At 56.4% G+C, this 22,084-nt stretch carries 27 protein-coding genes; 17 read left to right on the forward strand and 10 right to left on the reverse strand.

Annotation, left to right across the window (positions count from 1 at the left end; genetic code table 11):
- Positions 1–46 precede the first annotated feature (46 nt).
- The 5 genes from cheY (at position 47) to B9H00_RS16280 (ending at position 5,008) form a co-directional block, all read left to right on the forward strand.
- A complete protein-coding gene (cheY, locus tag B9H00_RS16260) occupies positions 47–436 on the forward strand; it encodes a chemotaxis response regulator CheY (protein ID WP_086622964.1) in 390 nt (129 codons plus the stop codon).
- A 30-nt stretch (positions 437–466) separates the two neighbouring features.
- Positions 467–1,138, forward strand: a complete 672-nt coding sequence (gene cheZ / locus B9H00_RS16265; RefSeq protein WP_086901539.1) for a protein phosphatase CheZ — start codon at positions 467–469, stop codon at positions 1,136–1,138.
- A 128-nt stretch (positions 1,139–1,266) separates the two neighbouring features.
- On the forward strand, positions 1,267–2,430 hold the full coding sequence (gene flhB, locus B9H00_RS16270; RefSeq protein ID WP_086901540.1) for a flagellar biosynthesis protein FlhB: 1,164 nt from the start codon (positions 1,267–1,269) through the stop codon (positions 2,428–2,430).
- A 68-nt stretch (positions 2,431–2,498) separates the two neighbouring features.
- Positions 2,499–4,583, forward strand: a complete 2,085-nt coding sequence (gene flhA, locus B9H00_RS16275) for a flagellar biosynthesis protein FlhA (protein ID WP_086901541.1) — start codon at positions 2,499–2,501, stop codon at positions 4,581–4,583.
- Positions 4,580–5,008: a flagellar protein FlhE gene (locus B9H00_RS16280; protein WP_086901542.1), complete on the forward strand. Its 429-nt coding sequence runs from the start codon at positions 4,580–4,582 to the stop codon at positions 5,006–5,008. Before flhA ends, B9H00_RS16280 begins: the two co-directional genes overlap by 4 nt.
- 124 nt (positions 5,009–5,132) lie before the next feature.
- Here the strand turns inward: B9H00_RS16280 and B9H00_RS16285 are convergent, their stop codons facing one another.
- The 3 genes from B9H00_RS16285 to flgA form a co-directional block, all read right to left on the reverse strand.
- Entirely contained in the window at positions 5,133–5,588 is a 456-nt protein-coding gene (locus B9H00_RS16285; RefSeq protein WP_157663240.1) for a flagella synthesis protein FlgN, read from the reverse strand.
- Positions 5,589–5,627: 39 nt separating this feature from the next.
- On the reverse strand, positions 5,628–5,900 hold the full coding sequence (gene flgM / locus B9H00_RS16290) for a flagellar biosynthesis anti-sigma factor FlgM (RefSeq protein ID WP_086901544.1): 273 nt from the start codon (positions 5,898–5,900) through the stop codon (positions 5,628–5,630).
- Between the two features lie 146 nt (positions 5,901–6,046).
- Positions 6,047–6,757, reverse strand: a complete 711-nt coding sequence (gene flgA / locus B9H00_RS16295; RefSeq protein ID WP_086901545.1) for a flagellar basal body P-ring formation chaperone FlgA — start codon at positions 6,755–6,757, stop codon at positions 6,047–6,049.
- A gap of 209 nt (positions 6,758–6,966) precedes the next feature.
- On the opposite strand from flgA, the gene flgB reads away from it, so the two are divergent.
- From flgB to flgL, 12 genes are all read left to right on the forward strand, one after another.
- Positions 6,967–7,389, forward strand: a complete 423-nt coding sequence (gene flgB / locus B9H00_RS16300) for a flagellar basal body rod protein FlgB (protein ID WP_086901546.1) — start codon at positions 6,967–6,969, stop codon at positions 7,387–7,389.
- A 21-nt stretch (positions 7,390–7,410) separates the two neighbouring features.
- Positions 7,411–7,815: a flagellar basal body rod protein FlgC gene (gene flgC / locus B9H00_RS16305; RefSeq protein ID WP_086901547.1), complete on the forward strand. Its 405-nt coding sequence runs from the start codon at positions 7,411–7,413 to the stop codon at positions 7,813–7,815.
- 23 nt (positions 7,816–7,838) lie between these two features.
- Positions 7,839–8,519 (forward strand): flagellar hook assembly protein FlgD, encoded by a 681-nt coding sequence (locus B9H00_RS16310; RefSeq protein WP_086901548.1) that lies wholly within the window; start codon positions 7,839–7,841, stop codon positions 8,517–8,519.
- An 82-nt stretch (positions 8,520–8,601) separates the two neighbouring features.
- Positions 8,602–9,819, forward strand: coding sequence for a flagellar hook protein FlgE (gene flgE, locus B9H00_RS16315; RefSeq protein ID WP_086901549.1), 1,218 nt, complete (start codon positions 8,602–8,604; stop codon positions 9,817–9,819).
- 208 nt (positions 9,820–10,027) lie between these two features.
- On the forward strand, positions 10,028–10,774 hold the full coding sequence (locus B9H00_RS16320; RefSeq protein ID WP_086901550.1) for a flagellar basal body rod protein FlgF: 747 nt from the start codon (positions 10,028–10,030) through the stop codon (positions 10,772–10,774).
- A gap of 73 nt (positions 10,775–10,847) precedes the next feature.
- Entirely contained in the window at positions 10,848–11,630 is a 783-nt protein-coding gene (gene flgG / locus B9H00_RS16325; RefSeq protein WP_086622951.1) for a flagellar basal-body rod protein FlgG, read from the forward strand.
- 54 nt (positions 11,631–11,684) lie between these two features.
- Complete coding sequence (locus tag B9H00_RS16330) at positions 11,685–12,353, forward strand: flagellar basal body L-ring protein FlgH (RefSeq protein WP_425323815.1); 669 nt, start codon at positions 11,685–11,687, stop codon at positions 12,351–12,353.
- A gap of 15 nt (positions 12,354–12,368) precedes the next feature.
- Positions 12,369–13,499, forward strand: a complete 1,131-nt coding sequence (locus tag B9H00_RS16335; RefSeq protein ID WP_086901551.1) for a flagellar basal body P-ring protein FlgI — start codon at positions 12,369–12,371, stop codon at positions 13,497–13,499.
- The gene (locus B9H00_RS16340; RefSeq protein WP_218919318.1) at positions 13,499–14,257 is read left to right on the forward strand and encodes a rod-binding protein; all 759 of its coding nucleotides are present in this window, start codon (positions 13,499–13,501) and stop codon (positions 14,255–14,257) included. The genes B9H00_RS16335 and B9H00_RS16340 overlap by 1 nt, the downstream gene beginning before the upstream one ends.
- Positions 14,155–14,628 carry a glucosaminidase domain-containing protein gene (locus B9H00_RS16990; protein ID WP_218919319.1) on the forward strand — a complete coding sequence of 158 codons (474 nt, stop codon included), beginning with the start codon at positions 14,155–14,157 and terminating at the stop codon, positions 14,626–14,628. Before B9H00_RS16340 ends, B9H00_RS16990 begins: the two co-directional genes overlap by 103 nt.
- Positions 14,629–14,733: 105 nt before the next feature.
- Positions 14,734–16,365 (forward strand): flagellar hook-associated protein FlgK, encoded by a 1,632-nt coding sequence (gene flgK, locus B9H00_RS16345; protein ID WP_086901552.1) that lies wholly within the window; start codon positions 14,734–14,736, stop codon positions 16,363–16,365.
- A 14-nt stretch (positions 16,366–16,379) separates the two neighbouring features.
- A complete protein-coding gene (gene flgL / locus B9H00_RS16350; RefSeq protein WP_086901553.1) occupies positions 16,380–17,330 on the forward strand; it encodes a flagellar hook-associated protein FlgL in 951 nt (316 codons plus the stop codon).
- Positions 17,331–17,441: 111 nt separating this feature from the next.
- Here the strand turns inward: flgL and fliR are convergent, their stop codons facing one another.
- The 7 genes from fliR to fliL form a co-directional block, all read right to left on the reverse strand.
- On the reverse strand, positions 17,442–18,230 hold the full coding sequence (gene fliR, locus B9H00_RS16355) for a flagellar biosynthetic protein FliR (RefSeq protein ID WP_086901554.1): 789 nt from the start codon (positions 18,228–18,230) through the stop codon (positions 17,442–17,444).
- An 11-nt stretch (positions 18,231–18,241) separates the two neighbouring features.
- Entirely contained in the window at positions 18,242–18,511 is a 270-nt protein-coding gene (fliQ, locus tag B9H00_RS16360) for a flagellar biosynthesis protein FliQ (protein ID WP_086901555.1), read from the reverse strand.
- A 77-nt stretch (positions 18,512–18,588) separates the two neighbouring features.
- Positions 18,589–19,320 carry a flagellar type III secretion system pore protein FliP gene (fliP, locus tag B9H00_RS16365; protein WP_086901556.1) on the reverse strand — a complete coding sequence of 244 codons (732 nt, stop codon included), beginning with the start codon at positions 19,318–19,320 and terminating at the stop codon, positions 18,589–18,591.
- Positions 19,321–19,367: 47 nt separating this feature from the next.
- Entirely contained in the window at positions 19,368–19,904 is a 537-nt protein-coding gene (gene fliO / locus B9H00_RS16370) for a flagellar biosynthetic protein FliO (protein ID WP_236944309.1), read from the reverse strand.
- A gap of 58 nt (positions 19,905–19,962) precedes the next feature.
- Entirely contained in the window at positions 19,963–20,472 is a 510-nt protein-coding gene (gene fliN, locus B9H00_RS16375; protein WP_086901557.1) for a flagellar motor switch protein FliN, read from the reverse strand.
- Entirely contained in the window at positions 20,465–21,472 is a 1,008-nt protein-coding gene (fliM, locus tag B9H00_RS16380) for a flagellar motor switch protein FliM (protein WP_086901558.1), read from the reverse strand. Before fliM ends, fliN begins: the two co-directional genes overlap by 8 nt.
- Before the next feature lie 6 nt (positions 21,473–21,478).
- Entirely contained in the window at positions 21,479–21,970 is a 492-nt protein-coding gene (fliL, locus tag B9H00_RS16385) for a flagellar basal body-associated protein FliL (RefSeq protein ID WP_086901559.1), read from the reverse strand.
- Between the last annotated feature and the right edge of the window lie 114 nt (positions 21,971–22,084).

Below are 22,084 nucleotides of genomic sequence, written 5' to 3' on the forward strand. Positions count from 1 at the left end.
GTTGACTCGCGCGCGAGCGCACTTATTTGAAAAGGAAATAACGGACATGGCTGACAAGAACATTCACATTCTGGTGGTAGATGACTTTCCTACCATGCGTCGTATCGTACGCAATCTCCTCAAGGAGCTTGGCTTCAACAATGTCGATGAAGCCGAAGACGGCGTCGATGGTCTGGCCAAGCTGCGCAGCGACAGCTTTGGATTTGTGGTCTCTGACTGGAACATGCCCAACCTGGACGGTCTGGAAATGCTCAAGCAGATTCGCGCCGATGACAGTCTCAAGCACCTGCCGGTGCTGATGGTGACGGCAGAAGCCAAAAAGGAAAACATCATTGCAGCGGCACAGGCCGGCGCCAATGGTTACGTGGTTAAACCCTTTACCGCCGCAACGCTCGAAGAAAAGCTGAACAAGATCTTCGAAAAGCTCGATAAATAAGTCTGCGGATAGCCATCGGGAGTGAATGACATGACAGCCAATGCCAAACCGCAGAACGTCGATGATACGATCCCGCCGGACCTTATCGCCAGGATTGGTCATCTGACCCGAGCGCTGCGTGACAACATGCGAGAGCTCGGCCTGGACAAGGAAGTCGAGAAGGCCGCCCAGGCCATCCCCGATTCCCGCGATCGCCTGAGTTATATCGCCTCGATGACCGAGCAGGCTGCCGAGCGCTCGCTTAATGCGATCGAAATTGCTCAGCCCATTCAGGACAGCATCGAAAAACAGTCGGCCGAGCTGGCAGGGCGCTGGGATCAGTGGTTCGACAAGCCGCTTGAGCAGGCTGAAGCACGTGATCTGGTCGGGGACACTCGTGCTTATCTTGAATGGGTGCCGGTACAGACCCGGGCCACCCAGAGTCAGTTGATGGAAGTCATGATGGCTCAGGATTTTCAGGATCTGACCGGTCAGGTTATCAAGAAAATGATGGAGGTCATCCGCGAGATCGAACGTGAGCTTTTGCAGGTGCTGATTGACAATATGCCGTCTGAAGCCATGCGCGAGCGTGCCAGGGAAGGAAGCAGCAAGCCTGCCTCGGAAGGGCTGCTCAATGGGCCGCAGATCAAGACAGAAGGGCGTACCGATATCGTGACCGATCAGTCACAGGTCGACGACCTGCTCGACAGTCTGGGATTTTAATCCCGGTTCCTGCTTATGTTTCGAATAGCTCTCCCTCGGGTGGGCTATTCGAGCGATTGTTTTCCACTCCCTCCTCGCACAATGTCGGCCAGTGAGCACAATGCTCTACATGATTTCATGGGGTCGAGATGTCCGGCGACAGCGACGAAGAAAAAACCGAAGAACCCACGGCGCGGCGACTTGAAAAGGCCCGTGAAGAAGGGCAGGTAGCCCGTTCACGCGAGTTGACCACCTTTTTGATGCTGGCCGTCGGGGCTGCCGGCCTGGCCCTTTGCATGAGCTGGATGGGCGAGACGCTGTCCGGAGTCATGAGTGATGGGTTGACCTTTGATGCCGACGTGGCACGTGATCCCACTCGAATGATGATCAATGTGTCGGCATTGGGTGGGCGAGCCCTGCTGGCCATTGCCCCCATTCTGGGCATCATGGGTTTAGTGGCGTTGATGGCGCCCATGGCGCTGGGTGGATGGTTGTTTTCGACCAAATCCATCAAGGTTGATATCAAAAAGCTCAATCCGGGCGCCGGTTTAAAACGCATTTTTTCCAGCCAGGCGCTGGCGGAACTTGCCAAGACCATTGCCAAGTCGCTGCTGATTGCCCTGGTGGCGGCCTACTTTATTTATAGCCATCAGGGCGAGCTGCTCGGGCTTGCCGAAGAAAGCATCCAATCTGCCATGCGCCACATGTTGCTGCTGGTGGTCTTTTGCTGTGCCCTGATTTTGCTGGCCTTCATCTTTGTCATCATCATCGATGTTCCCTATCAGCTGTGGAGTCATACCAAAAAGCTGCGCATGAGCCGGGAGGACATTCGTCAGGAGCACAAGGAGTCGGAAGGTGATCCTCACGTCAAGGGACGTATTCGACAGCAGCAGCAGGCGATCGCCCGGCGCCGCATGATGAGTGAAGTCCCAAAGGCCGACGTCATTATTACCAACCCGACGCACTTTGCCGTGGCACTGGCTTACAAGGATGACGAGATGGGGGCCCCCCGTGTGCTGGCAAAAGGGGCAGATGCCGTGGCCGCCAAAATTCGTGAGTTGGGGGAGGAAAACCGTATTCCCTTTCTGGAAGCCCCAGCACTGGCACGCTCGCTGTATCGCCATGGTGAGCTGGGCCGTGAAATCCCCGCAGCACTGTATACCGCGGTCGCTGAAGTACTGGCCTGGGTTTATCAGCTACGCCGCCATCGCAGCGAAGGGGGTAAAACGCCAAAACGGCCCGGCCATATCGAGGTCCCTGAAGAGATGGCCTATACCCCGTCACCCTCGGATGACGATGACAATGAAGACTAATACCCGGGCTCTGAATGGCCCCTTCTGGGCGCCGGACAACCTATCCACCATGACAGGTCATCGCTGACATGAATGCATTGAGTGCACTGTTTTCCCGTGGCGGTCTGAATCAGAGCAGCCAGCTGAAGTTTCTGGCCGGCCCTGTTCTGATTCTGATGATCCTGTCGATGATGGTGCTTCCGCTGCCACCATTTCTGCTCGACATGCTGTTCACTTTCAACATTGCGTTGTCGATCATGGTGCTGTTGGTGAGCATGTTCACCACCAAACCGCTCGAGTTTGCCGCCTTTCCGGCGGTACTGCTGTTTTCGACACTGCTGCGGTTGTCTCTGAACGTCGCCTCGACGCGTGTCGTTCTGCTGGAAGGACACAATGGCGGCGATGCAGCGGGCAAGGTCATCGAGGCATTTGCCGAGTTTCTGGTCGGTGGCAATTTCGCCGTCGGCCTGGTGGTGTTCGTAATTCTGGTTGTCATCAACTTCATGGTCATCACCAAGGGCGCCGGACGTATTGCTGAAGTCGGCGCGCGCTTTACTCTGGATGCCATGCCCGGCAAACAGATGGCCATCGATGCTGATCTCAATGCCGGTCTGATCGATGAAAAATTCGCGCGTGAGCGGCGTAAGGAGATCGCTCAGGAAGCCGAGTTTTTCGGCTCCATGGATGGTGCCAGCAAGTTTGTGCGTGGTGATGCCGTGGCCGGTATTCTGATCATGGTGATCAATATTGTCGGCGGGCTGGTGGTAGGGGTTGCCCAGCATGGAATGTCCGTTGGGGACGCCGCCCATACCTATACGCTTTTGACCATCGGTGATGGTCTTGTCGGCCAGATCCCGGCTCTGATCATTTCCACTGCGGCCGGTGTGACCGTTTCTCGTGTAAATACCGAACAGGATGTGGGGCAGCAGTTGTTGGGACAGCTGTTCAACAATCCTCGCGTGCTCTATCTGGCGGCAGGCGTTATTGGCCTGCTGGGGATTATCCCCGGCATGCCCAATATCGTATTTTTGCTGTTTACGGCCATGTTGGGTGGCCTGGGCTGGTATCTGAACAAGAAAAAGCAGGAGGCGGCGAGCGTTGAAGAGACTCAGCCGGTGCCTGCTGCCACCACGGACAGCCACGAGGCGAGCTGGGATGATGTACAGCTGGTGGATCCGCTGGGGCTTGAAGTCGGGCATCGCCTGATTCCACTGGTGGATCAGAATCAGGATGGCGAGCTTTTGAAACGCATCAAGAGCCTGCGCAAGAAGTTCGCCCAGGAGGTCGGATTTCTGCCGCCGGTGGTGCATATTCGCGACAACCTGTCACTTCAGCCTCAGCAGTATCGCATCGCGCTCAACGGCGTATTGATCGGCGAAGGCGAGGCCTGGCCCGGCCAATACCTGGCCATTGACCCCGGTCAGGCAATGGGCAATCTCGAGGGCCGCGTGACAAAGGACCCGGCGTTCGGGTTGCCGGCGACATGGATCGATGCCAATCAGCGTGATCAGGCTCAGATGCAAGGCTTTACCGTGGTAGATGCCAGCACGGTAGTGGCGACCCATCTCAATCATCTGCTGGGTGAGCACGCCAGCGAAATGATGGGACGCAGTGAAACCCAGAAACTGCTGGATCGGTTGTCAAAAGAGTCCCCCAATCTGGTTGAGGAGGTCGTGCCCAAGCTGATTTCGCTGACGACGCTGACCCGAATCCTGCAGCAGCTTTTGTCCGAGGATGTCTCGATCCGTGACATGCGCACCATCATTGATACGCTGGCGGATCATGGCGGCCATACCACGGATGCCATGGAGCTGACCGCCGCCGTGCGGCTGGCACTGGGACGTGCCATTACCCAGCAGTATTTCCCGGGACAGGAGCCTGCTGAAGTCATCAGTCTAGATGTGGATCTGGAGAAAATGCTGATGCAGGCGCTCAACAATGGCGGGGCACTTGAGCCAGGCCTTGCCGATACCCTGATTCAACAGGCCGAAACGGCCGTACAGCGTCAGGAAGAGCGTGGTCTGCCGGCCGTACTGGTTGTCCAGCATGGCGTACGCTCGCTGCTGTCGCGGTTTTTGCGCCGCCGTCTGCCACGTCTGGTCGTGCTATCTCAGGCAGAAATCCCGGAAGAGCGTCAGATTCGGGTGACGGCCATCATCGGATCGCAGTCATGATCAAGCCCCGGTTTGCTTCGTGGCTGGTCGTGGCTGCCGGGTTAATGGGGCCTATCGGCTGCCTTCAGGCCGCGACCGGCGGCGCAATTCCTGTTCAGGTCCATATTCCTGATATGGCACAGAAAGGCTGGGAATATCGAGTGGCATTGTCGTCGGCGGACAGCGCGCCGGCAGGCAGCCATTTGACCGAGCTCTCCTGGCGTTATGAGCTGACCGCAAAGGGGATATTACCCGAGGCCTGGCTGTGCGTGCCTTCAGAGTGTGTGGCATTGAATATGGCGCAGGGGAGCACAGCGGCTTTCGCCGGGTTGCCGAGCAGTACGCCGTTGTCACTACACTTCGTGCTGCCTGGAAAGGGCATGCTCAAGCGTCCTGTCCGGGGCGGGGTCGCGCAGGTATTCGTTAACTACCGCCTGCAGGATTAATAGCATCAGCTTCGAGGATTACTGGAAGAATAGAGAGGTTCCAGGATAGATCACGACACTGAAAGCAAAAGGCCGCGCCATTTTCATGGCGCGGCCTTTTTAGTCGGCAGTTTTGATGTCTTGCTCAGCCCACAAGATGAGTGCTGGAACGGCCGATATTATGCTGGCGACCGGTCGGGCCGTACATGGTCATGCCGGCAGCGGTCTGAAGGAAATTGAGCGCCCGACTGTGAAAGTCGAGTCTTCTGCCGATGACGAATCCGTTAAGGCGATTACGCTGCGCAGCGGCTTCTGTGCGCTCGATGATACGCTGCCATGTCTCGTTGAGCTCAAGCTTGATGGCTGCTCGATCACTGGTGGCTCGATCCGCGCCAAGGCCTCGGCTTTCGAGCAGCGCACTTCGAGCACGCTCAAGCTGATCCAGCCGAACCATTGAAGTGCCCTTGTGCTCACAAGTCTGCAGCAGGGCTTCAATATCAACCGGATGGTGATCCAGAATCTCGGCTTCGCGGTCGAGTAGATCGATGAAGCGCCCCAGGGCCTCATCGATCTGATTCAGGATATTGGCGTAATCGTTCATCCACGTATTCTCCAAAGGCATTCAAGCAGGGGAGGTGCCTTAGCCCTTGTTCGAAAGCAGCTCCTGCGCGCTTGCGATCAGACCGTCGGCAATTTTTCCGGTATCAACCTCAAAGCTGCCATCGCGAATGGCCTGACGCAGTTCGTTGACACGTACCGTATCAATGTCGTGCGAGCCATCGTGAGCGCTGGAGGGTACCCAGCGTGTCGCGGCGCTCTGCTCGGTCTTTGCGGCCTCGGGTGTGTTAACACGAGATGCCGGTGCCGGGCTGGCAATTCGGTTGATGGAACCGTTGTTACTGTCAATTTTCATCTTCATGCTCTCTCGGGTGAGCTGATAAAGGTGCGCAGGCAAGCGCTGTTGACTCCATTATCGACATTAAAGGCAGGTTCTTTAACCCGTCATGGTAACGAAAGGTGTCGAATGGATATCATAATGTAATGCGTCTGCCTTGTAGGCTAGTGGACTTCCACTATGCCTTCGCGTTTTGCCTCACCATTGATAATGCTGCCAGAGGGCATTCTGACTCGAACATTTTCACCAAGGCCTGCGTCGTTCAATGCCTGGCCACTACTGCTGATCATGAAACCGTTGCCCCTAACCAGCAGGGCTACTTCGGCGCCACGCTGAATCAGAACAGGCGCCTTGACCATGCCTGCCTGAATCGGTTGGCCGGCCGCAATGCGCCGCTGTGACACCTGGCCCACCAGCTGCGAGGCATCGGTAATCAAACGGCTGGAAAGCCGGGTCAGATCGCCTTCCTGCCAGTCAAGGTCACCTTCTTCAATCACATCGCCTGGCATGATGTTGCGATTGACCACCGGATATTGCCCATTGATATGCACGTAGGCCTGAAAGTAGCGCGTCTCCGGGGCATCGCCCGGGCAGCGTATACCTACTGAGGTACGGCCTGAAACCTTGCCACCGCGACCCGGCAGAAAGGCTGAAGGGGCCTGACAGGCCATGGCAGCAGCCGGCGATGGCGTGATTTCAATGGAAACTTCGCCGCTTTCACCGGCGGTCTGTTCCAGCAAAAAACCTTCTACGACATCATAAATAAGCTGTTCGTTCGCCTGAGCGGGAGTACAGACCATCCCCATTGCCATCAGCAATGCTGCGGCACCATGGCAGTAACGTTGGCGATATGAGCGCAAGGAGGACAGCGGCATGACATGGCCTGTTGTAATCAAACGGTTACCCGGATGCTGTGCATTGTAAATAAGCCGCCAAAAAAACAGTGCGCGAAATAACCCCTAAAAAGCGGCCTTTTCATTCAATGGTGAAGGTTGCGCGCTCTCTATGCTGCGCTCATTCCAAAAGGTAAGTGAAAGTAACCTTTGTTGTCTTAATGATTCGTGGCGCAACGGAGTGATTCCCCATGATCGACCGGCTCAATGCCTCACTCAACTTTATGCAGCAGTCTCTTAACCTGCGTGCCGAACGTCAGGAAGTGCTGTCCGCCAATATCGCCAATGCGGATACGCCCGGATACAAGGCGCGCGATTTTGACTTCAGGGCCGAACTGGACCGGGCTGTCAATCAAGGGCGGGCAGAAGGGCAGAGCGGGCTGTCACTGAGCATGACGTCCAGTCGTCATATCCCGGCGCAGGCCAATGGCAGCGTCGGCGGTATCGACATGATGTATCGCAATCCGACTCAACCAAGTCTGGATGGCAATACGGTCGACATGGATATGGAGCGCGTCAATTTTGCAGACAATGCCGTGCACTACCAGGCCGACGTACAGTTTCTGACCAGTCGATTGCAGGGCCTGAAAAACGCCATGCAGCGCGAGTCCTGATAACCGACAGGAGAATCGTCAATGAGTCTTTTCAACGTTTTCAACATTTCCGGGTCGGCACTGTCGGCGCAATCACAGCGAATGAACGTGACGGCCAGCAACCTGGCCAACGCTGACAGCGTGGCTGGTCCCGATGGCCAGCCCTACCGTGCCAAACAGCTGACCTTTGAAATGGCGGCCGAGCCCGGGCAGCAGATTGGTGGCGTTCGCGTCGCGGGCATCAGCGAAGACCAGAGCGAATTCCGACGTCTTTTTGATCCGAAGAATCCGGCCGCTGACGATCAGGGGTACGTCAATATGCCAAACGTGGATACCACGTCTGAAATGGTCAACATGATTTCTGCGGCACGCTCCTATCAGGCCAACGTCGAAGTCCTTAACACCAACAAGTCACTGATGCTCAAGACGCTGACACTGGGTCAGTAAACCGGATCATCAAGGAGTAAATCATGGCATTTGACAGCTCTCTGGTGAGTCGTGTGAACGGCACCAGTACCACGGGTGGCACCAGCGGCATGGGCGCGACCAGCGCCAGTGAACTGGGCGAAGAGTTCATGAGCCTGCTGGTGGCACAGCTCAACAACCAGGACCCGCTCAACCCGATGCAAAACTCCGAGTTCACCTCGCAGATTGCGCAGATCAATACAGTCAGCGGGATTGATAAGCTCAACGACACGCTCTCAAGCATTACCGGTCAGATCGATGCCTCCCAGAAATTGCAGGCCAGCGCGATGGTCGGCCGTGGCGTACTGGTGGAAGGCAACAGGATTCAGGTCGGCAAGGACACCGTGCTGCCCTTTGGTATAGAGCTTGATGACGATGCGGCCAGGGTCACTGCCACCATTACCGATGGCTCGGGTCGCACCATCAATCAGTACGATCTGGGGGCAATCAAGGCTGGCGTACAGTCCTTCAGCTGGGATGGTACTGATGAAAGCAAGGCTCGCGTTGAAGACGGTACCTATCAGGTCACTATTGCGGCAACTGATGGCAGTGGTCGAGCTGTCGCCTCGCGCGCGCTGCAGTATGGATATGTCAGTGGCGTCATGACTAGCAATAACACCACGAAGCTGGATCTGGGGCCCAATATGGACAGCGTTGCCTTCAACGACGTCAAACAGATTCTGTAACGCACACCGGGCGCGGTGTTGCGCGTCCTGATGATCCATCCGGCAAAGGCCGGTGAGACGACTTTCAATCAGAGGATGAACCATGGCTTTTACACAGGGCGTCAGTGGCCTTAACGCAGCATCCAGCCAGCTGGATACCATCGGCCACAACATTGCCAACTCTCAGACTGTCGGCTTCAAGAAAAGCCGTACCGAATTTGCCGATCTTTATGCCGGTGCAAAAGCGGGTCTTGGTGTGCAGGTGTCTGCCATCACTCAGAGCTTCTCTCAGGGTGCGATGGAAACGACCGATCGTGATCTCGACTTGGCCATTCAGGGCGGCGGCTTTTTCCGTCTGACTGACGGTCAGCAGGTCACCTATTCACGCAACGGTCAGTTCCAGATGGATGCCAACGGCTTTCTGGTGAATAACACCGGTGGCAAGCTGATGGGCTACCCGGTCGATGACCCGGCCTCTGCCAACCCTGTCGTGCTGGCCGGTGCACAGCCAGTGGCACTTCAGGTGGCCCAGGGTGACCTGGATGCCAGCGCTACCACCACTGGCAATATGACCTTTAACCTTGATTCAACCGACACCGCCAGAGTAGATGCCAACGGTAATGCGCTCGCCTTTGATGCGACCAACCCGAAAAGCTACAACTGGCAGACCTCGCTGACAACCTATGACTCGCAGGGTAATGCTCAGCAGGTCAACATGTACTTTGTCAAATCCGCGACCGATAACAACTCCTGGACCGTGCATGCTCTGAACAAGGGCAACGAGGTAGGTACTTCCAACCTCACGTTTAATGAAAACGGCAAGATTACCGGTGGGGATACGCTGAATCTGGCCATCAACCCGGGCAACGGTGCAGCTCCGATCAACGCCAATATTGATTTGACCAGTGTGACTCAGAACAGTGGCAGCTTTGTGGTCAATGCGGCTAGCCAGAACGGTTATGCCGCGGGCAGTCTGACCGGCATCTCTATTGCCGATAATGGCGACGTACTGGGCAAGTACTCCAACAATCAAAGTCGCGCACTGGGCCGTGTTGCACTCGCCAGCTTCACCAACGAGCAGGGTCTCAAGCCCGACGGTAATAACGCCTGGTTGGCCACCACCAACTCCGGTCAGGAGCTGCTGGGCAGTGCCGGCACCGGTCAGCTGGGGTCCTTGCTTTCCGGAACCCTTGAAAACTCCAACGTGGATCTGGCCTCGGAGCTTGTCACCATGATCGTGGCACAGCGCAACTATCAGGCTAACGCGCAGACCATCAAGACCCAGGATCAGATCCTGCAGACCATGGTCAACCTGCGTTAATCACCCTCAATGCGTTGAAAGGACCGGCCCCAGTGGCCGGTCTTTTTTATGGCCATCATGACAGCTCACGAAATACGCCCTTTCTCGTGCCTTTCTTGTGCCTTTAAGAGAGCACCTTTGCGTGTTTACTAGGCGTCACAAAGGGCGGGCATTCAGTTACACCTGATAATGTCAGCCGAGATCTCCCTCAAGCTTTTCGGAGCGGGTCATGGACAGAATCATCTATACCGCCATGTCGGGCGCCAGGCAGAGTCTGGAGCGGCAGTCTGCCGTTGCCAACAATATGGCCAACGTCTCGACCAGTGGCTTTCGTGCCGAACTCAGTGCCGCTCGCGCGGTACCGGTAAACGGTCAGGGCTACGCCACACGTGCCGTCACCACGGATTCAACCCCAGGCTCCGACTTTACGCCGGGCTCCTTTTCGACCACGGGGCGGGCGCTGGATGTGGCCATCAATGGGGATGGCTGGCTGGCGGTGCAGGCCAATAACGGGGACACCGCCTATACCCGCAATGGGGGGTTGCAGGTCGATCCTACCGGCATGCTCATGTCACAGGGACGTCCGGTCATGGGAGAAGATGGCCCCATTATCCTGCCGCTCAATGCCGAAGTTTCGATTGCCGGAGACGGCACCATTTCTGCTCGTGAAGCGGGGACCCAGGCGCAGGCGGAAGTCGGCCGCCTGATGCTGGCCAGTAATCCTGATGGACGCATGGCCCGCCGCGATGACGGCCTGTTTGGCCCGTGGAATGCCCAGGGCGGACCCATGGCAGCGTTGCCGCGTGATGAAAATATTCAGGTCATCAGCGGCACACTCGAAGGCAGCAACGTCAATCCGACCGAGGCCATGGTCGCCATGATCGATACGTCCCGGCGCTTTGAGATGAACATGAAGGTTCTGACGACTGCCGATGAGAACGATCAGCGCGCCAACTCGCTGCTTTCGATGAATTGATTCCCCGGGGCATGACAGCGCCCTGACCAGATACCAGATGTCACCGGGCGCTGCCCGATGAGTGGAGACAACGATGATTAATGCCCTGTGGATTGCAAAGACCGGTCTTGATGCCCAGCAGACCAATATGGACGTCATTTCCAACAACCTTGCCAACGTCTCGACCAATGGCTTCAAGCGCTCGCGTGCTGTGTTCGAGGATCTGCTGTATCAGAACCTGCGTCAGCCCGGTTCGATGTCATCGGTGCAGACCAATCTGCCTTCCGGTCTCCAGATCGGTACCGGTGTTCGCGCTGTTGCGACCGAGCGCCTGCACACCCAGGGCAACCTGGAACAGACCGGTAATACCAAGGATGTCGCGATTCGTGGCGACGGCTTCTTCGCCATTCAGATGCCTGATGGCACCAACGCCTTTACCCGCGATGGCGCTTTTCAGGTCAATCAGGACGGTCAGCTGGTCACGGCCAATGGTTTCCCGGTCGACCCGGGCATCGTGATCCCGGCCAACGCGCTGTCAGTATCAATCGCCAATGACGGCCTTGTTTCGGTCACGGTACCGGGCAGTGCCGCCAGCCAGCAGGTCGGCCAGCTTCAGCTGACCACCTTCATCAACCCGACCGGTCTGGAGAGCATTGGTGACAACCTGTACCTCGAAACCGATGCTTCGGGACCGCGTAACGACAGCATTCCCGGTAACAATGGTGCCGGCACGATCTATCAGGGCTTTGTGGAAACCTCCAACGTTAACGTGGTGGAGGAGATGGTCAGCATGATCGAGACGCAACGCGCCTACGAAATCAACTCCAAGGCCGTGTCGACCGTTGACCAGATGCTGGGCCGTCTGACTCAGCTCTAACAGGGAATGTGGATGCACTCGCGTACGGGCAATCGGGGATCAATGATGCGATACATGCGTTTATGGAAGCTGTTTCTGGTGGCGTGCATGGCCATGATGATGGTGGCATGCGCCCAGATTCCGCGACAAAACGTGGTGGAAGGGCCGACAACGGCGCCGCCTCAGCTTCCGCCGATGCCGATTGCCAACGGCTCGATCTATCAGAGCAACTACACCCGGCCCCTGTTTGAGGATCGTCGGCCGCGTGGGGTGGGGGACATCCTGACCATCGTGCTGAACGAAAATGTCAGTGCCACCAAGAGCTCGGCCGCCAATGCCAGTCGTAATGGTGCGACAACACTGGGTCTTGATGCTGCGCCTCGCGTCATCGGCGGGTTGCTGGATGGTCAGACCACCAGCCTGACCGGCACCAATACCTTTCAGGGGCAGGGCGGCGCGAATGCGTCCAACACCTTTACCGGCACCATCACGACAACCGTCATGAATGTGTTGCCCAACGGCAACTTCCAGGTCGCCGGCGAAAAGCGCATCGGTATTAATCAGGGCACCGAGTACATCCGTTTTTCCGGTACGGTCAATCCACGCACGATCACCGGCCTCAATACCGTGCCGTCAACCCAGGTCGCCGATGCGCGTCTTGAATATTACGGCGACGGTTATATCAACGAGGCGCAGACAATGGGCTGGCTGCAGCGCTTCTTCCTCAATATTTCACCGTTTTAATCGAGGAACTTCACAATGATGGCCATGTTGAAATCCGTTTCCCTGCGTTGTGCGGCACTGCTGTTGAGTGGTTGTGCCCTGATGGGGCTGGCCTGTCAGGCGCAGGCAGCCCGGCTGGGCGACATTGCCACCTTTGAAGGCGTGCGCTCCAACCCGCTGGTCGGCTATGGCCTGGTGGTAGGTCTGGATAATACTGGTGATCAGACCATGCAGGCTCCCTTTACCGGTCAGTCAGTCACCAACATGCTTTCCGAGCTGGGTGTGACGATCCCGGCTGGTACCAACATGCAGCTCAAAAACGTTGCAGCCGTCATGGTCACGGCCGAGTTGCCTCCCTTTTCAAGCCCGGGGCAGAAGCTGGACATCACTGTTTCCTCGGTCGGCAACGCGCGTAGCCTTCGTGGCGGTACGCTGCTGATGACGCCACTCAAGGGCGCAGATGGACAGATCTATGCGCTGGCACAGGGCAATATGGTCATCCCGGGCATCAGCGCTCAGGCCGCCGGCAGCAGCGTCCAGGTCAACCAGACCTCATCGGGTCGCATTCCGGCTGGTGCCATTATTGAACGTACCGTGCCGGCCCAGCTGGCCGAGCAGGGGCGCATCAATCTGGAGCTCAAGGACGCTGACTTCAATACGGCCCTGCGCACCATGAACGCCATCAATAATGCCATGGGTCAGGGCGTTGCCGTGGCACAGAATTCACGGGTCATCTCATTGGCAGCGCCGCTGGACAGCGCTTCAAAGGTGTCCTTTCTGGCCCGGGTACAAAACATTGATGTTGATCCGGGTGTGGTGACGCCGAAAGTCATCATGAACGCCCGTACCGGTTCGGTGGCGATGAATACCCGGGTCACGCTCAGTCGTGCCGCCATCGCCCATGGCAATCTCTCGATTACGATCGATTCCAACCCCATTATCAGCCAACCGAATGCCTTGTCAGGCGGGCAAACTGCTGTGGTACCCAATGCTGACATCAATGTGCAGGAAGAGTCCGGGGCGCTGAATATGGTTAGCGGCGAAGCAGATCTGAGTCAGGTAGTGGATGCCCTGAACCGTCTGGGCGCGACCCCCAACGACCTGATGGCGATTCTTCAAGCGCTTAAATCGGCGGGTGCGCTTAACGCGGATCTGGAGATCATCTAATGGCAATCGACAGTCGTGGGAGTTTTGCGCTCGACGTGCAGGGCTTATCGAAGCTCAAGTACAGCGCGCGTGACAATCCGCAGGAAAGCCTCAAGGAAACCACGCAGCAGTTTGAAGCGCTGTTTCTGCAAAAGATGATGAAAAGCATGCGCGATGCCATGCCCAAAAGTGATCTGCTCAAAAGCGACAGCATGGATACCTACACCCAGATGCTGGATAAGCAGTGGGCGCAGAACCTCTCCGAGCAGGGGATCGGGCTATCCGACATGATGGTCAAGCAGCTGTCGAAGGACAGCGCTCTAGGTGCGGATCCGTCACCCAACGATTCGCTGGGCAAGCTGAAGGCGCAGTCACGTAATATTCCTTCAGCGATGGCCATGCCGTTGAGCGACGAGCAATTGAAGCGTAACGCGGCGCTTGAAGCGAGCAGCCAGGTGGTCAAGCCTGCCGAACAAAAGCGCGGTCCGCTGATTGAAGGCTATGCCTCATTGGAGCGTGGCCTGAAAAGCCGCCACGAGCATCAGACAATGATGGCAGATGTCGCACCACATGTGTCGTCGTTTGTTTCGAAAATGGGGGCTGCAGCGCGGGCCGTCAGCGAGCGTACCGGGATCCCGCACCAGCTGATACTGGCTCAGGCTGCGCTTGAAACAGGGTGGGGGCCAAGGAAATTCAAACAGGCGATGGCAAGGCCAGTCACAATCTTTTCAACATCAAGGCAACCGGTGGCTGGAAGGGCGATCGTGCAAGTGTCATGACTACGGAGTTTGAGGCGGGCACGGCGCACAAGGAGCGGGCAGCCTTTCGCGTTTACGACTCCTACGAAGCCGCGTTCTCCGACTATGCGCGCCTTTTAACCGACAATCCGCGTTACCAGCCGGTACTGGAGGCGAGTACGCCCGAAGCCGCGGCGCATGCGCTGCAAAAATGTGGTTATGCGACCGATCCCCGCTATGGCGAAAAACTGGTGTCGATCATGTCACAGATACCGGATGACGAGCCTGCCTCGCTTCAGTCGCTGTATGCCACGCGAACGCAGGGACGTCAGGACAGCGATGTTTCGGCAGTAACACAGCGACGGGCAGCCATGGCCTATGCCGTTGAAAATGAAGCCAGCAGAATTTTTTGATTTATCGATGCCCTGTAAACAGGGCATAACTTTCTAAAATTTTCTGATGATCGGCCGATAGTACATGACAGATAACACCCTTAAGGGCGCGTGCGAGGAAACACCATGTCCGGTTCACTGATGGGAACAGCGCTGAGCGGGCTGAGAGCTGCTCAGATTGGCCTGAATACCACAAGCAATAACATTGCCAACGTTAATACTCAGGGCTATAACCGCCAGATCGCCGGGCTTTCCGAAGCTAAGGGCACCAATGCCGGTGGCCTTTTCGCCGGCAGTGGTGTCAGCGTGACCGGTGTACAGCGCCAGTACGAACAGTACCTCAGCACGCAGCTCAATGATGCCAATAGTGAGCTTGGGGCCAGCCAGTCACATCTGGCCCAGATTTCCCAGATTGATAATCTGTTGGCAGATGGGGATGCCGGACTCAACAAGCAGATGCAGTCCTTCTTTGCCGGCATGCAGACCCTGGCCAACAATCCGGCTGATACTTCAGCGCGTCAGGCCATGCTGGGTAATGCCGAAAGCATGACCGCACAGTTTCGCGCGACCGACAGCTATCTCAAGAACATGTCGAACAACACCGTGGCGCAAATGGGGGGCGTGGTTGACGAGATCAACAGCTACTCCAAACAGATTGCCACGCTTAACGTCCAGATTACCCAGACACAGGCCAAGACTGGAACCCCGCCCAATGACATGCTCGATCAGCGGGATCTGGCAGTGGCGAAGCTCAGCGAGCTGACTGGTATTTCGGTCGTTAATCAGGATGGCCAATATACAGTATCGCTATCGAGCGGCCAGTCGCTGGTGTCCGGTAAGCAGGTACAGACGCTTGAAATGGTCGATGCCGAGGATGACCCGACACGGCGTACCGTGGCGCTCAGAGCAACCGATAGCAATCTTTTTGAGCTCGATGAGAGCAAGTTGACCGGCGGCACGCTGGGTGGGCTTACGCAGTTTAGAACCCAGTCGCTTGAACCGACACAGCTGCGACTCGATCAGATTGCCCATACGCTGGCGACGAGTATCAATGATCTGCAGACTGGCGGTTTTGACCTGGATGGCGATGCTGGCAAGGCACTCTTTACTACCAGCACGCCTGCCGTGGTAGCCAGCAGTGCCAATAGCGGCAATGGTCTACCTGGGGTGTCGTTTACCGACGATATTTCCAAAGTGGCTGCAAGCAATTACAAGTTGACCGCAAACAGCAATGAAAGCAGCGGCTACTCGCTGACGCGTCTGGATAGTGGCCAGGCCGTCAATGCAGCAGACGTCGGCCTTGAAATTACTCTTCCGGCTGGTCTGGCCAATGGCGACAGTTTTGTCATCAAGCCGCTAAATAACGCGGCCGGACAACTGAGCGTTAATAGCGAAATCACGCCGGAGGGCATTGCGGCCAGAGGGAGTCAGAGTGAGGGCGTGCGAGGTAACAGCAACGCGCTGGCGATGGCCAATATTCAAAGCGAAAACCTGATCAACGGCAGTACAAGCCTCAATACAGCTTACGCTTCTCTGGTCAGTGATGTCGGCAACAAGACGGCCACACTCAAAAGCAGCAATGCTGCTCAGACCCAGATTTCTCAGGAGCTGAAAAGCGCTCAGCAGTCGGTATCAGGTGTCAATATCGATGAAGAAGCGGCCAACATGCTCAAATATCAGCAGCTTTACAGTGCCAGTGCTCAGATGATCCGGGCTTCCTCGGAGATGTTTGACTCACTGATCGGCATCATGCGTTAAGGGGCATAAAGCAAATGCGTATCAGTACCTCAATGATGTTCGAGCGTAGCCAGAATGCCATGCAAAGTCGGCAGAGCGATCTGTCGAAAGTAGGTGAGCAGGTGGCCAGCGGCAAGCGTGTGGTATCTCCCTCTGATGATCCACGTGCGTCGTCGCAGGCATTGATCGTCAAGCAGGATCAGGCCATTCAGGAGCAGTACAAAAACAGCCGTACCAGCGCCACTTCTGCGCTGGAAGCGCAGGACAACACGCTGGATAGTGTGAACAAGTTGCTGTACACGGGTAAGGGGCTGGTCGTTCAGGCGGGCAATGGTGCGCTGAGCGACAGCGACAGGGCTTCTGTCGCAACCCAGCTGGAAGGTCTCTATAACCAGCTGACGGGCTTGGCCAACGGCAAGGACAGCAATGGGCAGTACATGTTTTCCGGTTCGAAGGGAGACGTACAGCCATTTACGCCCGGCACCGATGCCAACGGCGATTTTGTCATGAACTACGCAGGCGACAGCGAACCCTTGAACATGAAGGTGGATGCGTCGCGCCTGATGGATGTCAATGCCACGGGCACCAATGTGTTCAAGGTTCCTTCAACAGCTGCCGGGGATGCCGAAAGCGATCTGTTTACTGCTTTCCAGACCGCCATTACGGCACTCAGAACGCCCAAAACACCAGACAATCAGGACGCCTTGAGGGCTGACCTGGATAAGGTCAATCGTCAGCTTGATGCAGGTCTGGATAATATCGGGAGTGTACAGACCACCGTTGGCAGCAAGCTCAACGAGCTTGATATCCTCGGCAATATTGGTACCAGCCGCATGATCAGCAACGAAGGAGCGCTTTCAGACCTCCAGGATCTGGATTACGCCGAAGCCATCTCTCGCTACACGTTGGGTCAGATTGGACTGGAAGCTTCACAGAAGATGTTCATGCAGACACAGCAGACGTCGCTGTTCAGTCTGATTCGCTAATCTCTGTCACCAGGCAGGATCAAGCCCCCATGTCGGCAACGACATGGGGGCTTTTCATTATCCCTGAATCGAGTATGGCGGCCTGAACATTGGTTTTTGAAGGGCGGGCGCTCAGGACGATGACAGAAGTTCTGTGACGCTGACCATCTGATTAAGGGCACTTTCAAACATGCGCTGGAAGATTGCACCCAGTTCCGGTGTCATGAAGGTCAACAGAATGACGCCCGTCGTCAGGGTAATGGGAAAGCCTACCGAGAAAATCGAGAACTGGGGAGAGGCACGGTTGAGAATGCCCATCGAGATATTGATCATCAAAAGCGCTGTCAAAACCGGCAGGGACATTAGAAATCCGGCCGAGAATATGAAGCTCCCCCAGCGCGCAATGGCATCGAAGCCTGCCGGCTCAAGCGCCACCTGACCGATCGGCAAACGCGTAAAGGTCTCGATTAAAAGCCGGATCATGATGGTATGGCCGTTGAGGGCCATGAACATGAGAATCGCGATCATGTTGAGAAAGCGGGAGAGTACCGTGGTCGTCCCCTGAGCTTCGGGAGAGTAGAACGATGCAAAGGAGAGCCCCATTTGCAGGGCGATATAATCACCGGCCGCCTGAATGGCGGCAAAGACCAGTCGCATGACCAGTCCGAGTGCTACGCCGATGATGAACTGCTGAATGATGATCATGATGCCCGCCCAGGAGGCTGGCGGAATATCGGGCATGGGAGGGAGTACGGGCGCCACGACCACCGTCAGGGCAAAGGCAAGCCCAACCTTTGCCGTTCGAGGGATCGCGGTCTCGCCAAAGATGGGCGCGGTGGCGATAAACGCCAGAATCCTGACGAACGGCCAGAGAAAGGCCGTCAGCCATGCATCGAGCTGGGCGGAAGTGATCTCCAGCAAGCGAGCGCCCTCTAGCCGATCATGGTCGGGATGTTGTTAAAAAGCTCTCGAGTGAAGTCGGAGAGCGTTCCCAGCATCCATGAGCCGCCAATGATCAACGTCGTGAAGACCGCCAGAATCTTGGGAATGAAGGACAGTGTCATTTCGTTGATCTGCGTAGCGGCCTGGAAAAGGCTCACCAACAAACCCACGGTGAGTGCCACCAGCAGCAGTGGCGCTGCAATCAAAAGTGTCAGCATCATGCCGCGATAGGCCAGGCTCATTACCATTTCCGGTGTCATGGCGCCACTCCCTTGGAAGTCTTCAGGACGCAGGGGCATGCCCCGACAGTCGTTGGAAAAACCATCCCTCGGGATGGCTACATATAAAAGCTTTGTGCCAGCGAGCCCATTAAAAGCCCCCAACCATCAACCAATACAAAAAGCATCAGTTTAAAAGGCAGTGACACGATGGCCGGTGGCACCATCATCATCCCGAGCGCCATCAGAACGCTTGCCACGACCAGGTCGATAATCAAAAAGGGAATGAAAATCGTGAAGCCGATCTGAAAGGCGGTTTTCAACTCGCTGGTGACAAAGGAGGGCAGCAATATGCGCATGGGCACATCTTCCGGGCCTTCCAGCGGTGGCATGTTGGCAATGCCGGCAAACATGGCGATATCGGTTTCACGCGTTTGATGCAGCATGAATTCACGCAGTGGCTGGCTGCCGGTTTCGATGGCCTGGGGCATGCCGATATTGCCCTCTGACAGCGGCTGCCAGGCCGTCTCATAGATCTGTTCAAAGACCGGCGACATGACGAAAAAGGTCAGAAACAACGCCAGACCGACCAGGATCTGATTGGGTGGGGAGGACTGAGTGCCCAGGGCACTTCGCAAAAGCCCCAACACAATGATGATGCGGGTAAAGCCGGTCATCATCAAAAGTGCGGCCGGTAGAAAGGCCATGGAACTCAACAGTACCAGCGTCTCGACGGAGAGACTCCAGGATTGCCCGCCGCCATCAAGCGGCTGGCTGGTCATGGCCGGTAATTCTGCCGAAGCATGCGATGGCAGCGATATCAGCATCACCAGCAATGGCAGCAGTGCCATCAATGTATTGCGGGCCCGGTGAGACAAACGGAACAGGGCTGAATGGGTCATGATCGCCTATCAAAGCGCTGAGACAGCGCACGCTTGAAGCTTTCGGAAAAGGTGGGTCGTGAAGTACTGCCTGGATTTTCGGATCCGGTACCGTCCACGGGATCTTGTGATTTGGCCGGCATCTCATGAAGGCGGTTAACGCTGCCGGGGGTTACCCCGAGGACCAGCCATGTGTCATCGACCTCTACCACAACAACGCGCTCACGCGCACCGACGCTCTGGCTTGCCACAACGCGAAGGGATTGCCCCTGTAGACGATGTCCCGGTTTAAAGCGTTTGACGAGCGTGGCGAGCCCCCAGATCAGCAAAAGTACCAGTGCAAGACCCAGCGCCGTTTTGCCCAGGCCTGCCATGCCCAGATCATTGTCCTGAGCGAAGGCGGGTGATGACGTTGCGGGCGTGACGGCAATGTGTGCGCTGCCAATATGGCCAGCGCTTTTCAATGCGGCAGCATCAAACGGACCGTTGGCAAGTGAGAGGTCGTTGCTTGAAGAGGGCGAGGTGGTGGCCTCGCGCGTGGGACTGTCGGTCATGGGATGATTCATCTCGTTTCATTCAAGGGACACGACTTAGCACGAGCGAGGCATGACTTCAACGATTAAGCTTATGGATGCGCTCTGAAGGCGTAATGATATCAGTAATACGGATGCCGTATTTATCCTCCACCACGACCACTTCTCCCTGAGCGATCAGGTAGCCATTGATCAGGATATTCATGGGCTCACCGGCCAGGCCATCCAGCTCCACGACCGATCCTTTGGCCAGATCAAGCAGCTCGCGAATGGTCATGCGTGTGCGGCCCAGCTCGACCGACAGCGTGACCGGAATTTCCATGATGACGTCCAGCTCGCGCGACTGACCGTGAGCACCACTACCTGACAGGGGCTGAAAAATACGGTCGCTGGCCGGTTCGGCGGACGCACCGACAGAAGACTCCTCTACAGAGTGCTCCGGTGTTTCACCGGTTTCTGCAAAGGCCGCACCCCAGTCGATATCGTCCTCGTCGGTGGATGCCCCCTGTTCCTGCATGGCACTGGCCCAGTCATCGGGCATCTCATCAGGCTTGTCGTTAAGTGAATCCGGATTTTTGGGATCAGTCATGATGCGTATTCCTGTGGGCATCGATGGGACGATGGTCGATCAATCTTTTGACGCGCAGACCCTTCTGGCCATTGAGACTGCCATAATCGCAGGCCATGACCGGGACACCGTCAACGCGCACGTTGATGTCCTGAGGCAGGTCAATGGGAAGTACATCACCCACCGCCAGCTTCGAGATTTTGCTCAGAGTGGTCTCGATCGCTGTGAAGTCTGCGACCAGCTCAACACTTGAAGATTTCACCTCGCCGGCAAGGCGCTGCATTCTCTCTCGATCCTCTTCAGGATCGTTGCGCTGCAGCGGCCCGGAAAGCGTCTCTCGGATGGGCTCGATCATCGAGTAGGGCATGCAGATATGAAAATCACTGCCGAACGCGCCCACCTCAACGTGGAAGGTCGTATTGACCACCAGCTCATTGGCGCTATTGGTGATGTTGGTGAATTTCACCTGCATCTCCGAGCGCTGATATTCAAGCTCCACTGGATAAATGGATTGCCAGCCCTCTGCGTAGCTTTCAAGCGTCAGGTTTAACAAACGCCGAATAATGCGCTGCTCGGTATGGGTAAATTCCCGACCTTCTGACTTGGTCAGAAAACGCCCGTCTCCGCCGAACAGGCTGTCTACTACCAGAAACACCAGGTTGGGCGGAAACACGATCAGTGCATTGCCCTTGAGCGGCTTGATCGCGATCATGTTGATATTGGCAGGCACCGGTAGATTGCGCGTGAAATCGCTGTACTTCTGAATCTTGACCGGGCCTACCGTGATGTCTGCCGTCCTTCTGATCAAATTGAACAGCGCCATGCGAAAGCGACGGCCAAAACGCTCATGAATGATATCGAGCGACTGTAGTCGGCCGCGCACCACACGCTGCTGGTTGGCTGGATCGAAAGGGCGTATACGCTTGGTGCCAATGTCCCCGGAACGCGTCTCTTCTTCCTCGCCGCTTACCCCTTTGAGCAGCGCGTCGATCTCTTCCTGGGACAGCATGTCATCTGCCATGAGGACCTACTGAACAATGAAATCGGTGAAGAGGGCATCGCTGACCGCGACGCTGCTTGTTTCGCCATTGAACGGCTTCTCGAAGGCGCCGATCAACGCACTCGCCAGCGCCTGCTTGCCGGCCGGTGTCGTCAGTTGATCACCCTGCTGGCTGGTCAGCACCATCAGGATACGATTGCGCACCTCGGGCATTTGCTCTCTCAAAGTGGCGGCGGACTCTTCGCCTTCTGCCTTGAGGGTAATACCGACATAAAGAATACGGCCGGTGCCATCATTAAGGTTTACGGTAAACGGCTTGAGCTCAACAAACACTGGAACGGGAGCCGGTGCTGCCTGCTCGGTCTCCTGTGCGGTGGTCGCCGACGCGTCTCCCTTGAGGAAATACCAGGCACCGGCCGCACATGCCAGGCCGACCAGAATGACCAGCAGCGCGACGATGACCCAGAGAAGTTTTTTACTGCCGGTTTTGGCCGGGGGCGTTGCGGTAGATGTCGTCATGGCGTTAGATCAATCCAGTGAGGGTTGAGAACACTTGTTCGTTAATCCGTAACATCATGTGTTCGGGTTGATGCCATGGTACGGACTGGCGCGCTAAACGATGGATCAAATAGC

Source organism: Kushneria marisflavi (genome assembly GCF_002157205.1).
Lineage (GTDB): Bacteria > Pseudomonadota > Gammaproteobacteria > Pseudomonadales > Halomonadaceae > Kushneria > Kushneria marisflavi.